Source organism: Streptomyces vulcanius (genome assembly GCF_042653945.1).
GTDB classification, from domain to species: Bacteria; Actinomycetota; Actinomycetes; order Streptomycetales; family Streptomycetaceae; genus Streptomyces; species Streptomyces mangrovi.
The window spans coordinates 75,228-90,570 of sequence record NZ_JBHSFK010000023.1; the positions used below are offsets into that span (position 1 = coordinate 75,228).

The 15,343-nt window shown below is 73.2% G+C and carries 10 protein-coding genes; 3 read left to right on the plus strand and 7 right to left on the minus strand.

Translation table 11 applies throughout. The features are described from left to right. Positions 1-28: 28 nt before the first annotated feature. From ACFPIH_RS31355 to ACFPIH_RS31365, 3 genes are read left to right on the plus strand one after another with little or no spacing between them, the layout of a single operon-like run. Positions 29-1,276: a glycoside hydrolase 5 family protein gene (locus ACFPIH_RS31355; protein ID WP_381175894.1), complete on the plus strand. Its 1,248-nt coding sequence runs from the start codon at positions 29-31 to the stop codon at positions 1,274-1,276. Next, entirely contained in the window at positions 1,273-3,276 is a 2,004-nt protein-coding gene (locus ACFPIH_RS31360) for an endo-beta-N-acetylglucosaminidase (RefSeq protein ID WP_381175897.1), read from the plus strand. The genes ACFPIH_RS31355 and ACFPIH_RS31360 overlap by 4 nt, the downstream gene beginning before the upstream one ends. Positions 3,277-3,304: 28 nt before the next feature. Then, the gene (locus ACFPIH_RS31365; protein WP_381175900.1) at positions 3,305-6,328 is read left to right on the plus strand and encodes an alpha-mannosidase; all 3,024 of its coding nucleotides are present in this window, start codon (positions 3,305-3,307) and stop codon (positions 6,326-6,328) included. A gap of 41 nt (positions 6,329-6,369) precedes the next feature. Here ACFPIH_RS31365 and ACFPIH_RS31370 read toward each other — a convergent pair whose 3' ends face one another. Genes ACFPIH_RS31370 through ACFPIH_RS31400 form a run of 7 tightly spaced genes read right to left on the minus strand, consistent with a single transcriptional unit; the run spans position 6,370 to position 15,267 of the window. Continuing rightward, a complete protein-coding gene (locus ACFPIH_RS31370; protein WP_381175902.1) occupies positions 6,370-7,170 on the minus strand; it encodes an N-acyl homoserine lactonase family protein in 801 nt (266 codons plus the stop codon). Between the two features lie 24 nt (positions 7,171-7,194). Then, positions 7,195-8,148: a PDR/VanB family oxidoreductase gene (locus ACFPIH_RS31375; protein WP_381175905.1), complete on the minus strand. Its 954-nt coding sequence runs from the start codon at positions 8,146-8,148 to the stop codon at positions 7,195-7,197. Next, entirely contained in the window at positions 8,138-9,574 is a 1,437-nt protein-coding gene (locus ACFPIH_RS31380) for a glutamine synthetase family protein (protein ID WP_381175908.1), read from the minus strand. The genes ACFPIH_RS31375 and ACFPIH_RS31380 overlap by 11 nt, the downstream gene beginning before the upstream one ends. Positions 9,575-9,579: 5 nt before the next feature. Continuing rightward, complete coding sequence (locus ACFPIH_RS31385; RefSeq protein ID WP_381175911.1) at positions 9,580-10,932, minus strand: Rieske 2Fe-2S domain-containing protein; 1,353 nt, start codon at positions 10,930-10,932, stop codon at positions 9,580-9,582. 39 nt (positions 10,933-10,971) lie between these two features. Beyond that, on the minus strand, positions 10,972-12,924 hold the full coding sequence (locus tag ACFPIH_RS31390; protein ID WP_381175913.1) for a primary-amine oxidase: 1,953 nt from the start codon (positions 12,922-12,924) through the stop codon (positions 10,972-10,974). A 19-nt stretch (positions 12,925-12,943) separates the two neighbouring features. Next, entirely contained in the window at positions 12,944-14,617 is a 1,674-nt protein-coding gene (locus tag ACFPIH_RS31395) for a gamma-glutamyltransferase (RefSeq protein ID WP_381175916.1), read from the minus strand. Then, complete coding sequence (locus tag ACFPIH_RS31400; RefSeq protein WP_381175919.1) at positions 14,614-15,267, minus strand: cyclase family protein; 654 nt, start codon at positions 15,265-15,267, stop codon at positions 14,614-14,616. The genes ACFPIH_RS31395 and ACFPIH_RS31400 overlap by 4 nt, the downstream gene beginning before the upstream one ends. Positions 15,268-15,343: the final 76 nt, after the last annotated feature.

Genomic DNA, 15,343 nt, shown 5'->3' on the forward strand with positions numbered 1-15,343 from the left:
CACCCCCACTCAGTGCAAGGGACACCGCATGCCTCCTGCCGTGCGCTTCGGCGTCAACTACACCCCGAGCGAAGGGTGGTTCCACCACTGGCTGGACTTCGACCCGGACTCCGTACGCGCCGACCTCGACTCCATCGCCGCCCTGGGCCTGGACCACATCCGGGTCTTCCCGCTGTGGCCGTACTTCCAGCCCAACCGCACCCTGATCCGGCCCCGCGCCGTCGAACAGCTCCGCGCGCTCGTCGACGCCGCCGGGGAGCGGGGACTCGACGTCAACGTGGACGGTCTCCAAGGACACTTGAGCAGCTTCGACTTCCTCCCCGCCTGGACCCGCACCTGGCACCGGCGCAACCTCTTCACCGACCCGGACGTACTGGACGGCCAGGCCGCCTATCTGCGCACGCTCGCCGCCGCCCTCGCCGACCGGCCCAACTTCCTCGGCATGACCCTCGGCAACGAGGTCAACCAGTTCTCCGCCGGGCCGCATCCCGACCCCGACCGGGCGACCGTCGCGGAGATCGACGCCTGGCTCGAGCGCATGCTCGCCGCCTGCGAGGAGGGCGCGCCGGGCAAGCCGCACCTGCACGCCGAGTACGACGCGACCTGGTACCAGGACGACATGCCGTTCGTCCCGGCCCAGGCCGCCCGCCTCGGCGCGGTCACCGCCGTGCACTCCTGGGTCTTCAACGGCACCGCCCAGCGCCACGGCCGTACCTCCGTCCCGGCCGAGCACCACGCCGCCTACCTCGTCGAGCTGAGCAAGGCGTGGGCCCAGGATCCGCACCGTCCCGTCTGGCTCCAGGAGGTCGGCGCACCCGCGCCGCTCGTCCCGGCCGAGCACGCCGCCGCCTTCACCGAGGCGACCGTACGCAACGCCCTGGACTGCCCCGACCTGTGGGGCATCACCTGGTGGTGCTCCCACGACGTGTCCCGGGACCTCGCGGACTTCCCGGAACTGGAGTACGGGCTGGGCCTGCTGACCAACGACCGCGAGCCCAAGGACACCGCCCGGGCGCTGGCCCGCGCGGCGGCCGAGCCCTGGGCGGCCCCCGCGCCGCGCACCACCGCGCTCGTCGTCCCCGCCGACCCCTCCGTCCGCTCGGTCTGCGCCCCCGGCGGAGCCGTCTACGACGCCTTCTTCCGGCTGACCGCCGACGGCGCCCGCCCCACCACGCTCCTCGACACGCACGCCGACGACAAGGACCACCTCGGCGCGCGCGGCATCACCGAAGTCGTCACTCCCGAAGACGTACTCCAAGGAGGCACCCGCTCGTGAACCCCACCAGACGCACCGTCCTGCTCGCCGCCGGAGCGGCCGGCGCCGCCGCCCTGTTACCGGCCCGGACCGCGACCGCCGCCGCCTCGGCACCCGCGCCGTACGCCGCCTACTGGTACCCGGACTCCCTGCCCTCGGGCACCCCCGGCACCGGCATCACCTGGCGCGGCCTGAAGAGCTGGACCGCCGCCGGCGACACCGACCTCGCCTTCAACGCGGCGTCCGTGCCGCTCGCGCCCCGCTTCACCCCGACGCCGGCGAACTCCACCGCCCGCTCCGGCCAAGCCCGTATCCAGTCCCTGGTCTCCTTCGGACCCACCTCCGTCAACCCCTCCCAGGGATCGGCCACCGCCGACTACTACGCGTTCACCCACTGGGCCTACATCGACGAACTGGTCTTCTGGGGCGGGTCGTCCGGCGAGGGCCTGATCCTCGCCCCGAACGCGCCGATCGTCGACGCGGCCCACCGGCACGGGGTACCCGTCCTCGGCAACATCTTCCTGCCGCCCGTCGCCTACGGCGGACAGCTCCAGTGGACCCGCGACCTGGTCCAGAAGGACACCAGCGGCCACTTCCCGCTCGCCGCGCAACTAGTCGCCGTCGCCGCCGCGTACGGCTTCGACGGCTGGTTCGTCAACGCCGAGACCAGCGGCGGCAACACCGCCCTCGGCACCGACATGCTGGGCTTCCTGACCGAGCTGAAGTCGCTCGCCGCGGCCCGGGGACAGCGGGTCACCTGGTACGACTCGATGACCGTGAACGGCACGGTGAGCTGGCAGGGCGCCCTCAACACCCAGAACCAGGCGTTCTTCCAGACGGCCGACGACATGTTCGTGGACTTCCGCTGGTCGGCGAGCACCCTCGTCTCCTCCGGGACACGGGCCGAGCAACTCGGCCGCAGCCGCTACGAGTTGTGGGCGGGCGTCGACGTGGAGGCGAGCGGCTCGAACAGGTCCGTGAACTGGGACGCGATCGTGCCCACGAACAGGGCGCACATCGCGTCCCTGGGCTTCTACCGGCCCGAGTGGACACGCAACCACCTCCCCTCGGGCGGCAGGGCACCCAGCGACTTCCACGCGGCCGACGACCGGTTCTGGACCGGCCGCTCACTCGACCCGTCCAAGCCGGACGGCACGGACACCTGGCGAGCGCCCGCCGTGTCGGTGGCCGACCGGTCCACGGTGACCGCCCTGCCCTTCGCGAGCGTCTTCAACACCGGACACGGACTGCGCTGGTACGAGGACGGGACGGTCACGTCCGACACCCCGTGGAACCACCTCGGACTCCAGGACCGGCTGCCGTCCCGGCAGTGGGCGGTACGCACCGACGGGACCCGGCCGACCGTGGCCTTCGACTTCGCCGACGCGTGGCACGGCGGCAGCAGCGTGCTGGTGTCCGGCGCCCTGGACCGGCCTGCGGTCCTTGACCTCTACGCGACCCGACTGCCGCTCACCGAAGGCACGGTCGTCGAGCTGACCCACCGGACCGACGCGGGCGGCGTGACCGTCGAGCTGGCCGTGGCCACCGCGGAACCGGGAACGCCGGGGGCGACACCGCCGTACACCTATCTGCCGCTCGACGCGGGCGGCGACGGCTGGCAGACCTCGACCGTGACGCTCACCGGGCTCTCCGGAACGATCCACGCGCTCGGTGTCCGGCTCACCGCGACCGAGGGCCCGGTGCGGTGGCGCCTCGGCGCGCTCGCCGTACGGAACGAGGCCGCCACCCCCGCCACCCCCTCCGGCCTGCGGATCACCGCAGCCTCCGGAGGCGACCTGCGCCTCGCCTGGGACGCCTCCCCGGACGGCGTACGGCACCACACCCTGCACCGTGTGCTGCCCGACGGCACCCGGCGCTTCCTCGGCGGCACCTGCCAGGCGGCCTACTTCCTCGCGGGCCTGACGCCGGAGCAGGGCGAGCAGACGGCACGGTTCGAACTGCGTGCCGTGGGGGAGCTGTACACAGCGTCGGACCCCGCCACCGTGACCCACCCCTGGTAAACCGTCCCCCAGCCTTGGAGCACCCCCCATGCATGACGACCGCAACCTGGTCGAAGCCCGCCTCAAGCGCGTCCTCGACGAGCGCATCCGTCCGGCCGTGTACCCGGAGTCCTTGCCGTTGGACGTGAGCGTGTGGCACGCACCCGGCGAGCCCGTGCCCGTCGCCGAGGGACTCGCGGCCGAGCCCGGGCCGATCGAGGTGGGCGCCCGCTGGGGTGCTCCCTGGGGGACCAGCTGGTTCCGCGTCACCGGCACGGTCCCGGAGGACTGGGCCGGCCGGACCGTCGAGGCGCTGCTCGACCTCGGTTTCGACGAGAACATGCCCGGCTTCCAGTGCGAGGGCCTGGTCTACCGGCCCGACGGCACCCCGGTGAAGGGCCTCAACCCGCGCAACCAGTGGGTCCGCGTCGGCGCACCCGTCGAGGGCGGCGAGGAGGTGCGCCTGCACATCGAGGCCGCCTCCAACCCCGTCATCCTCGACTACCACCCCTTCCTGCCCACCCGGTTGGGCGACAAGGAGACAGCCGGCAGCGCACCGCAGTACACACTCACCCGCATGGACCTCGCCGTCTTCGACGAGACCGTGTGGCAGCTCGTCCTGGACCTGGAGGTGCTCGGCGAGCTGATGGCCGAGCTGCCGGTGGAGTCCGACCGCCGCTGGGACATCCTGCGCGCGGTGGAGAAGGCCCTCGACGCGATCGACCTCCAGGACGTGAACGGCACGGCGGCGCGCGCCCGGGACCTGCTCGCCGGTGTCCTCGCCGCACCCGCCGTCCCCTCCGCGCACCGCGTCAGCGCGGTCGGCCACGCCCACATCGACTCGGCCTGGCTGTGGCCGCTGCGCGAGACGGTCCGCAAGGTGGCGCGCACCACCGCCAACATGACCGCCCTCCTGGAGGACGAGCCCGACTTCGTCTTCGCCATGTCGCAGGCCCAGCAGTGGGCATGGGTCAAGGAGCACCGGCCCGAGGTGTGGGCGCGGGTGAAGAAGGCGGTGGCGGACGGGCGGTTCGTACCCGCGGGCGGCATGTGGGTGGAGTCGGACACCAACATGCCGGGCTCGGAGGCGATGGCCCGTCAGTTCGTGCACGGCAAACGGTTCTTCCTCGACGAGTTCGGCGTCGAGAACGACGAGGCCTGGCTGCCCGACACCTTCGGCTTCGCCGCCGGACTGCCGCAGATCATCAGGGCGGCGGGCTCCAAGTACCTGCTGACACAGAAGATCTCGTGGTCCCGGACGAACAAGTTCCCCCACCACACCTTCCGTTGGGAGGGCATCGACGGCACCCGGATCTTCACGCACTTCCCGCCCGTCGACACCTACAACTGCTCCATGAAGGGCAGCGAGATCGCCCACGCGGCCCGCAACTTCAAGGACAAGGGCGTCGCCCGCCACTCCCTCGCCCCCACCGGCTGGGGCGACGGCGGAGGCGGCACCACCCGCGAGATGATCGCCAAGGCGGCCAGGCTCCGCGACCTCGAAGGCTCCGCCACCGTCACCTGGGAGACCCCGGCCGCCTTCTTCGCCAAGGCCCACGCCGAACACCCCGAGCCACCGGTCTGGGTCGGCGAGCTCTACCTGGAACTCCACCGCGCCACCCTGACCAGCCAGGCCGGCACCAAGCAGGGCAACCGCCGCAGCGAACACCTCCTGCGCGAGGCCGAACTCTGGGCCGCGACGGCCGCGGTGCGCACCGGATTCCCGTACCCCTACGAGGAGTTGGACCGCATCTGGAAGACGGTGCTGCTCCACCAGTTCCACGACATCCTGCCCGGCTCCTCCATCGCCTGGGTGCACCGCGAGGCCCGCGCGACCTACGCCCGGCTGGCCGCCGAACTGACGGCGATCATCGAGGCGGCCCAGCGCTCCCTGGCCGGAGAGGGCACCACCCCTCTCGTCTTCAACGCCGCCCCGCACACGCGTGACGGCGTCCCCGCCGGCGGCGCCAACACCCCCGCCGCGCAGGGCCGTACGACCCTCACCGCCCGCCCGGACGGCGGCCACCTCCTGGACAACGGACTGCTGCGCGTCGAGATCGACGCCCGTGGACTCGTCGTGTCGGCCTACGACATCGAGGCCGACCGTGAGACCGTCGCCCCCGGCCGGACCGCCAACCTCCTCCAACTCCACCCCGACTTCCCGAACATGTGGGACGCGTGGGACGTCGACGAGTTCTACCGCAACACCGTCACCGACCTCACCGACGCCGAGGAGGTCACCGCGGGCGAGGACGGCGCGTCGGTGCGGATCGTACGGTCCTTCGGCGCGTCCCGGGCCGTCCAGGTGCTGTCGCTGCCGCCGGGGGAGCGGCGGCTGGTGATCGACACAGTGGTCGACTGGCACGAGACGGAGAAGTTCCTCAAGCTCGCCTTCCCCCTCGACGTGCACGCCGAACGGTACGCGTCCGAGACCCAGTTCGGGCACTTCCACCGGCCCACCCACACCAACACCAGCTGGGAGGCAGCCCGGTTCGAGGCCTGCAACCACCGCTTCGTCCACCTGGGGGAACCGGGATGGGGCGTCGCGGTCGTCAACGACTCGACCTACGGCCACGACGTGACCCGCACGGTCCGCGACGCCCCCGGCGCCGACGGCGGAACGACCACCACCCTCCGGGTCTCCCTCCTGCGCGCCCCGCGCTTCCCCGACCCCGAGACCGACCAGGGCGTCCACCGCTTCCGGCACGCGCTGGTGCCGGGCGCGACGATCGGCGACGCGGTGCGCGAGGGGTGGCGGATCAACCTGCCCGCACGCACGGTCGACGGCGCCCGGGAGGTCGCTCCGCTGATCGCCGTCGACCGGGACCAGGTCGTCGTGACGGCCGTCAAACTCGCCGACGACGGCAGCGGCGACGTGGTGGTCCGTCTCCACGAGGCCCACGGCGCCCGCACCCGCGCCACCCTCACCGCGGGCTTCGACATCACCGACGCCACCGCCACCGACCTGCTGGAACGCCCCCTCGCCCCACAGCCGGTCGAAGCAGGGGGCAACCGGATCTCCCTGCGCCTGCGCCCCTTCGAACTGGTGACACTCCGGCTGCGCCGGGGTTAGGTGTCCTTCGTCGGCGGGCGTGTCCGCGCCCGCCGACGCTCCTACCGGCCGGTCAGCCTTCCGATCAACTCCGGCCAGACGGCGGGGTCATGGCCGGGGACCAGTTCGTAACCCCTCTCCCGCGCCAGGTGCTTGAGGCGCCGGATGGGCGCCACGGTCGCCTCCGGAGGCACCCCGATGGCCGCGCCGACCGGATGCTCGCCGGTGATGTTCTCGGTGAGGTCGGCCGCGTCGAAGGCGAACACGTAGCCGCCGCCCCCGGCGAGGTCCACCACGAAACTCTGGTGGCCCGGGGTGTGCCCGGCGGTCAGCACCGCCGTGACCCCCGGCGCGATCTCGGTGTCGCCGTCCGCCTGCCGCCAGTCGATGCGTGGGTCGTCGAAGTCCACCCGGAAGATCGTGTTGCGTTCCACCTCGGGCCGCCCCGACAGCCCGTAGGCCAGTTCGGCCCGCTGGATGTGCACCGGCACCCGGCCGGCGAAGTGCTTGAGCCCGCCCGCGTGGTCGGCGTGCAGATGACTGACGGCGACCGCCGTGACCTCCCCGAGGGCGACGCCCACGGCGGCCAGCGCCTCCTCCAGGGGCTCGCCCGGACCGGGCAGTTCCGGCTGGTAGGAGGGGGAGGGGTAGAAGCGCCGCCGCAGGGCGGGATCCCGGAGCAGGGCGGTGTTGAAGCCCGTGTCCAGCAGCAGCCAGCCGTCCTCGCACTCCAGCAGGATCCCCGGCACGGGCTCGCGGACGCGTTCGTCGCGGGGGGCGCCGTGCACCGACACCGACTTGGGCAGTTCCTCCCAGCCGAGCAGGAGCGGCAGCACGCGCCGCACTCCGGGCCGTGGGGGCATGGTTTCCTCCTTGTGTGGGGGTTCTCAGAGGTCCAGTTCGAGGACCGGTGAGGCGGAACGGCTGACGCAGATCATCATCGTCGTGGCGGTGGCGCGCTCCGACGGCTCGATCACCGTGTCGCGATGGTCCGGCGACCCGGCCAGCACCGGTGTCTCGCAGCTGCCGCAGTAGCCCTCCTCGCACGAGTAGGGAACCTCCGGCTGCCGCTCCCGTACGACGTCGAGCACCGACCGGTGCGCGGGCACCGTCAGCCGCAGGCCGGACCGGCCCAGTACGACGTCGAAGTCCCCGTCCGGGCGGGCGGCTTCGGGCCCGGCGGCCGAGGCGGCGAACCGCTCCACGTGAACGGGCCGCTCCGGTACGGCGGTTCGGCACAGCGCGGTCACCGCGTCCAGCATCGGCGCCGGACCGCAGGCGTACACGACGTGATCCGGCGGGGCCGCGCCGATTTCCGCGGCCAGGTCGGGCAGGCCCGCCTCGTCCTGGGGGACCAGCAGGACCCGGTCCCCGCCGAGCGCGGTGAGTTCTTCCGCGTAGGCGAGGCGCGAGCGGTCCCGGGCGCCCAGCACCAGCCGCCAGGGCAGCTCACCGGCCGCCAGCTCGCGGGCCATGGGCAGCAACGGGGTCACTCCGACGCCGCCCGCCAGGAACAGATAGCCCGCGGCGGGGACCAGCGGAAAGCGGTTGGCCGGCCCGTCGACCGTCAACTCCCTTCCCACGAGAGCCGTTTCGTGGATCTCGCGGGAGCCGCCACGGCCGTCCGGCTCCCGGTGCACGGCGATCGTCCACGCCGAGCGGTCGGTGACGTCACCGCACAGGGAGTAGGAGCGCCGCAGCCCCGAAGGGAGTGTGACGTCCACATGGGCTCCGGGTTCCCAGGGCGGTACCGTGCCGCCCGTCGGCCGGGTCAGGCGCAGCTCCAGCACGTCCCGGGCGATCCAGCGCGCCTGCTGGACCAGGAGGGTTTCAGAAGACACGGAAGTACTCCCGCTGTTCCCAGTCGGTCACCTCTTGGCCGAAGCGGGCGATCTCGGCGCGCTTGACGCTGCTGTAGTACGCCACGAAGTCCTTGCCGAGGCGGTCGGCGAACACGCGGTCGGAATCCAGCGCGTCCAGTGCCTCGCCCAGTGAGCGCGGGAGCGGTTCGGCCCGCGCGGCGTACGGCTCGTCGGCGGCCGGTCCCGGGTCCAGACCGCCCGCGACTCCCTCCAGGCCGGCGGCCAGCTGGGAGGCCAGATAGAGGTAGGGATTGGCGGCGGGCTCGCCGATCCGGTTCTCCAGGCGAGTCGATGACGGGCCGTCACCCAGGACACGCACCATCGCGCCCCGGTTGTCGCGGCCCCACACCGCACGGTCGGGCGCCAGCGACTGCGAGCGGAACCGTTTGTAGCCGTTGAGGGTGGGCGTGGAGAAGGCGGTGGTGGCACGGGCGTGCCGCAGCAGGCCGCCGAGGAAGGCCGCGCCGTAGGGGGAGAGACGGGGCCCGTCGGTTGCGGCCGTCCCCGGCTCGGCTGCGAAAAGGCCGACCCCGTCGCGCAGCACGCTCTGGTGCAGGTGCCACCCGCTGGAGAACACTCCGGGCAGCTGGGGGCGGCACATGAAGGTGGCGTGATGACCGTGGCGCGCGGCGATCTGCTTGACGGCGCCGCGCAGCAGCACCATCGCGTCCGCGGTGCCCAGCCCGTCGGCCGGTTGCAGCGTGATCTCCACCTGGCTCGGGCCGAACTCGACCTCCAGACTGCGCAGCGGCAGTCCCAGCCCCTCGATTCCGGCGCGCAGCACATCGAGGACCGGGTCGAGTTCGTCGTAACGCAGTTCGCTCAGGTACTGGTAGCCGTGGTTGAGCATGCCGACCTCGGGTGCGGCGCCGGGCTGCCCGAGGTCGGCGGAGCCCAGGCGCGGATCGTCGAGCCGGAACAGGTGGAACTCCACCTCCAGACCGGTGCGGTAGGTGACCCCGCCCGCCTGCCCCAGCACGGAGCGCAGCAGGCCCCGGGTGCACAGCGGGACCGCCGCGCCGGAGGTGAAGCGCAGGTCGCACAGCAGCCAGCCGGTCCCCGGCGACCAGGGCAGCATGCGGAACGTGAGCGGATCGGGCACCATCACCATGTCCGCGGCTCCGCGCAGTTCGGGCAGACCGAGCGGCGTCTCCTTGGTGAACAGCGGGAACACGGTCCGGCCCGAGGTGTCCTTGGCCAGCAGGGACGAGGCGATGCCGGTCCCGTCCCGGAGCACGTTGGCCACCTCGCCGGCGGTGACGGTCTTGCCGCGCAGCAGCCCGTGCTGGTCGGCGAAGACCACCCGTACGACCTTCAGCCCGCCGCTCTCGGCGCGGGAGCGGATCTCCTCGGCGGCGGCCGTCTGCTCGGCCGTCCACAGTCCGTGGCGTTCGACGAACCCCACGCCCCTCAGCCGTCCGTTCCCACGGGCCGCGCCCAGGCGCTGCCGGCGCGCTGCTTCGCGGTGACGGCCTGCCAGTGCTCCGCCCAGCCCTCGGTGGGGCCGATGCCGTCGAGAGTGACGGGACCGCGTACCTCGGCGGCCTGCGCGGCGGGCAGCACGAGCGGCGGGTCCTCGCCGCGTTCGACGGCGGAGATCGCCTCGCCCAGCATCCGCCGGTACATCACGATCGCCTTGTCGGAGCGGCCCAGATGCTCACGCGTACGGTCCTGGATCGCGCCCTGCCCCTCCACCGCCCACTGGTCGTGCACGTTGATGTCGGTGCCCAGCCCGGTGTACGTGGTGGTCGACTGCTCGACCGGGTCGTAGCCGTAGCCGTTGGCGCGGCCGAATCGGGGCCGGTAGTCGGGGAGGGTGACCGCGTCGACCCGCTGGCGGCGCATCTCCTCCCGGTCGACCGGGGCGCCGACGCTGGTGAACAGGGCGTACCAGTAGCAGGAGGCGTCGTCGATCGGCACATGCCACTGGGTGATCGCGGTGTCGGCGTCGAGCGGGATGTGGAAGCCGTGCGGGAAGACCTGATGGGTGACGCGGACATGGGTGCTGCTGCCGTCCATCGGCCGGCCCTCGGTGTCGGTGCCGTCCAGGGCGCGCAGGGCGGTGATACGGATCCCGTAGGGCGTGCGTACGGCGTCGATGTCGGGGCGGCCGTACTCGCGCAGGATCTTCGTCATCGGCAGGTCGGTGCCCCGCGAGGCGGCGCGGAACTGTTTGCCGTAGCCGTCCTCCGGGTCCTCGTCCTGGAAGAAGCGGTGCAGGTAGGAGGCGTGGGCGGGGTCGATGCCGACCTCCAGGGCCTGCAGCCAGTTGCACTCCAGCAGGCCCTTCCAGGCGAACGCGTGCCCGGCGGGCGCCTCGAAGCAGTCCAGGGCGGGCAGTTCGGGCGGCTCGCCCGGGCCGAGGTAGCCCCAGACGATGCCGTTGATCTCGCGGACCGGGTAGCTGCCGAGCCGCACGCGGGAGGCGAGAGGGCTGCCGGCCGGTTCGGCCGGGGTGTCGAGGCACGCGCCGTCGCGGCCGAAGAGCCAGCCGTGGAAGCAGCAGCGCAGGCCGCCGTCCTCCAGTCGGCCGAGTGCCAGGTCGGCGCCGCGGTGCGGGCAGCCGCGGTCCACCAGGCCGAGTGCGCCGCGCTCGTCGCGGAACAGCACCAAGTCCTGGCCGAGCACCTTCGGCGCCACCAGGGGCCGTACGCCGTCGAGTTCCTCACTCAGGGCGACGGGCTGCCAGTAGCGGCGCATCCAGGCACCGGCGGGCGTGCCCGGGCCGGTTCTGGTGAGCCGGCGGTTCTCTTCCTCACGCATCTGATGCCTTTCTGTTGTGCGAGGTGCCGTCCGGTGTCCTCATCCGCAGCAGTGGTCGTCGGCCGCGCCGCCGGTGGCCGGCGCGTGGCACGAGGAGGGGGCGGGTACGTCCAGGGCCGGGTTGCGGTCGAAGAAGCCGTCCGGCTCCAGACGCAGTCTCGCCCTGGCCACCGGCATCACCGGCCACTCCTCGGGGCGCGGGAAGTGGTGCGAGCCGACCGTGGCCCACAGCACCAGGTCCGTGCCGTCGAGCGACCGGTCCTCCTCCTGCCAGCGGTGCACCCCGTCCGCGCCCGGCTCCGCCTGGTTGGGGTACTCACCCGCGACGAACCGCCGCGCGGGGTCGTACTCGGTCGCCCACAACTGCTTCGCCACGAACGGGGCGCGCCGCGCGCACACGCTGTCCGGACGCACCGGCAGCACCGCCGTGTTCTCCACGTGCACCCGATACGCGGTCGGTTCGCCCATCCGGTTGCGGGCCTCGGTGCTCTCCACCCGCCAGTGCAGGGCCCGGGAGGCGTCCGTGCTCCGCCCGCCCTCGGCCTCGCGCAGGATCGGCCGTACGACGGTCCGCGCGGCGTTGCCGTAGGGGTCGAGCGCGGGGTCGGGCTCGTGCTCTGCGGTGACCTCGACCAGACGGTTGGCCGTGCCGTCCACCGCCATGTCCAGCCGTACGGCGAAGAAGTGCTGGTGGTTGGTGACCGCGACGCCCGGTGCGACCCGCCGGGCGTAGGGCGTCTCCTCGTCCTCCGTGACACCGGTCGCCGAGAGGATGCCGGTCATCTTGATCTCCAGCATGACCGAGCCGTCCTGGTACAGGGACCAGTAGAAGCCGTAGTCGTAGTTGGCGACCGTGGCGAACGCCGAGATGATCAGCCGGCGGGAGCGGCGCACCTCCGTACGGCCGGTACGGCCGTCGTGGTGCTTCCAGAGGATGCCGTCGTCCTCCTCGTGCAGACAGATCGCGTTGGGGATGACCCGGGGCACGCCGTCGCCGCCGAGGACGGCCGCGTCGAAGTACTGGATGACGCCCAGACAGTCGCAGCCGAGGGCGAGGGAGTTGGTCAGCGGACCGGCGCCGTACTCGCCCCAGTCGAAGAAGTTCTTGCGGTACTGGGTGGAGGCGGTGTCGAAGTACGGCACGTACATCTCGTTGACGGACGCGCGCCGCAGCACCCGGCGCGGCCCCCGGCCGGCCGCGTCGAAGGTCAGGTCGTGCAGCACCAGGCCCTCGCGGTGGCTGAAGCCGACCCGCACCGACCAGCCCTGCCAGTCGACGCGCCGGCCGGTGACGGTGAAGCTCGGCCCCTCGGACTGCACCACCTCCAGGGGCTTCAGACCCGCCCGCTCCGGCACGGTCCCCGCGGCGAACACCCCGGACTCCTCCGACAGCGGCACGACCCCGTGGTCCTCGACGTACAGCACCTCCATCGACTCCATGTCGATGATCGGCACCACGCCCTGCACGGGCCGGGCGTAGCCGTTGTCGTCCTCGGACGTGCGGTGCCACACGCTGCCCCAGGTCAGCCGGCGCCCCCGGTGCGCGGGCGGTTCGAAGCCGCCGATCGACTCCGGGTCGACCATGACCAGCGACACGTCGTGGATGCCGCGCAGCGCGAGCGCCTCCCGGAACCTCGGGTCCGCCCGGCACACGGCGGCGGCCTGCCGGGCCTCCTCAGAGGAACAGCCCGGACTGCGCACGTCCAGCTCACGCCAGGCCGTGGACCGTGGCTCGTCACCGAGTACGAGGTCGACCTCGTGGGCGAGGTGCGCCGAGGGGTGGATCACCACGGCCCGCGCCCGCCGCACGTCGCCGACGGCCGCCGTGCGGGCGTGGTGCTCGTCCAGGGCCACACCCCAGAACCGGGCGTCCTCGGTGACCCGGGGGTCGTCCCGCAGCACCTTGACGGCGACGGCGAGTTCGGCGGGCGTCAGCGGATCCAGCGGGTGGGGCGCGGCGCCGGGCGCGGGCTCGGGGGCGAGGGTGCTCATACGTGCCTTCCTTGCGGGCTCATGGGTGCGTTCCTTCGGGGGTGATGCGGGTGGTGCCGGGTTCGAGGCGTACCGTGCCGCCGTCCGCGCGGGGGTCGGAGGCGCCGTCCAGCCGCCCGTCCCGCGCCAGCCGCACGACCTGGGTGTGACCCGTCAGATCGGTGGGTCCGGCGGGGACGACCACCGGAAGCCCCGCGAACGGCTCGGTCGTCGTGGCCGGGACGGAACCCGGCTCGGCGAGGAGGGTCTGCTCCTCCCGGCCGATGTCGCGGGCGCCGATCACCCAGCGCGGACGGTCGAGGACGGCCGCGGGATCGGCCGCCGGGTCGGCGAGCGACGGCAGGGTCTGGGCGAGGATCTGCGGCTGGGCCCGGCCCCCCTGGCAGCCCGCCGCCAACAGCAGGGCGTCGGACCGGCCGAGCACCGGACACAGCGTGTGCGGCGGTCGCGCGCCCGGCCGCAGCACCCCGGGATGACCGGGCGCGAGGCTGAACGCCGAGCCCCGGTTGTGCAGCACGATGCCGGTGTCCGGGTCGCACAGACCGGAGCCGAACGTCTGGTACACGCTCTGGATGAGCGACACCGCCAGCCCCGAGGAGTCCACGGCGGTCACCGCGACGGTGTCCCCGGAGGGCCGGAACGTCGGCCTCGGAGGGAGCGCGCCCGCCGGCGGGGCCGGACGCAGCAGCCCCTCCATGTCGAGCGGTCCGCCGCGCGGGTCGCCGAGCAGCCGGTCCCGGGCCGCCGAGGCGTCCTGGCAGCGGGCGGCCAGCAGCCGGGTGCGCTCCGGCTCGGGCAGACCGGCCGCGAGGGCAGCCGCCTCCAGCAGCGCCGGCAGGATCACGCCCTGGCTGGGCGGGGGAGCCGCCCACCAGCGGGTGCCGGCCACCTCCAGGGACAGCGGCTCGGCGAGTTCGGCCCGGTGCTCGGACAGGTCGGCGGCGGTGAGCGGACTGCCGAGGCGGCGCAGGCCCCGCGCGAGGGCCTCGGCGACCCCGCCCCGGTAGAACGACGAGGGATCGGCGGCCAGTTCCCGCAGAACCTCGGCCAGTCGCGGCTGCGGCAGCGGAGCGCCCTCCTGGACCGGGCCGGGCGGAGCACCCTCCTGGACCGGGCCGTGCGGCGCACCCTCCCGTACCGAGTGGATCGGCGCGACCTTCCCGAGCGAGCGGGGTCGCGCGCCCTTTCCGCCCGAGCCGCCGAACAGCGCGGACAGGCCCGGGTCCGCCGCGATCTGCGCGGCCCGGTCGCGGACCGCGCGGGCCAGCCCGGCCGAGATGGTGGCGCCGTCCTCGGCGAGCGCGGCGGCGTCCCGCAGCGCGGCGGACAGCGCCCCCGCGGTGCCGTACGAATGCGCGAGCGCCGACCAGCCCGCCACCGCGCCGGGCACGGTCACGGTCTGCGGACCCTGCGCGGGCATCCGGGCGTCCGCCGCGCGCAGCGCCTCGACATCGACGGCCCGGGCGGCGGCCCCCGCCGACAGCACCGCCCGCACACTCGCGCCGGGCGCGTGCACCAGGGCGATCAGGTCGCCGCCCAGCGAGCACTGATGGGGATAGACCACCGTCAGCGCCACCGCCGCGGCGAGGGCCGCGTCGACGGCGTTGCCGCCGCGCCCGGCCGCCCGCGCGGCGGCCTCCAGCGCCGCCGGGTGGGGCGCGGCCACGACCATTCCGGGGCTGCCGCCCGTCACGCCTCGTCCCGGGGCAGGAGCAGGGTGCGTGAGGGGGCGGCCTCGGCGCCCTGCAGGGGGATCGGGAGCGAGAGCATGTCGTACACGCCTGCCGGGGTGTGCAGCAGGTCGACCACCTCGAGGATCAGCACGTCCGCCGCGCAGAGCAGCCGGTGGGTCTCCCAGTGCGTGGTGTGGGCGACCGCCTCGATGCTCAGATAGTCGATGCCGGCGGTGCGCACCCCGGCCTCGATGAGCCGTTCCGCGCCGTCCGGTGCCAGGCCGACCCACTCCCGGGCCTTCCAGGGACTGCGCAGTACGCCCGCCGAGTTGCTGGTGCGCAGCAGCACCCGCTCCTCCGTGCCCAGCCCCGCGGCGTCGAGGTCGGCGGCGGTGATCTGCTCCTCGACATGGGTGAGGTCGAGCACCCGGGCCGTCCCGTTGAGCGCCGACAGGTCGAGGCGGTCGACCGTCTTGCCGCCGTCGACGAAGTGGGCCGGGGCGTCGATGTGCGTTCCCGTGTGCGCGCCGATGCGCCAGCGGCTGACGTTGGAGGGGTCGCCCGCGGTGCGCGACTCGACGACCTCCATCTCCGGGCGCCGGCCCCAGTGCAGCATGCCGGGGTGAATGGGCACGGAGACGTCGATCGCCTTGGTGAGGTCGAGGTTCATTTCACGCTCCTATTGGATGCGGATACTCTGTGAATGGATCCAATATCAGTGGACTGCGGACATCGGCGGCGGCGTG

What these genes read in the sequence shown, in the direction of transcription:
- ACFPIH_RS31355 (WP_381175894.1), top strand. Translation starts at nt 29, where the DNA reads ATGCCTCCTGCCGTGCGCTTCGGCGTCAACTACACCCCGAGCGAAGGG.
- ACFPIH_RS31365 (WP_381175900.1), top strand. Translation starts at nt 3,305, where the DNA reads ATGCATGACGACCGCAACCTGGTCGAAGCCCGCCTCAAGCGCGTCCTC.
- ACFPIH_RS31370 (WP_381175902.1), bottom strand. Translation starts at nt 7,170, where the DNA reads ATGCCCCCACGGCCCGGAGTGCGGCGCGTGCTGCCGCTCCTGCTCGGC.
- ACFPIH_RS31385 (WP_381175911.1), bottom strand. Translation starts at nt 10,932, where the DNA reads ATGCGTGAGGAAGAGAACCGCCGGCTCACCAGAACCGGCCCGGGCACG.
- ACFPIH_RS31390 (WP_381175913.1), bottom strand. Translation starts at nt 12,924, where the DNA reads ATGAGCACCCTCGCCCCCGAGCCCGCGCCCGGCGCCGCGCCCCACCCG.
- ACFPIH_RS31400 (WP_381175919.1), bottom strand. Translation starts at nt 15,267, where the DNA reads ATGAACCTCGACCTCACCAAGGCGATCGACGTCTCCGTGCCCATTCAC.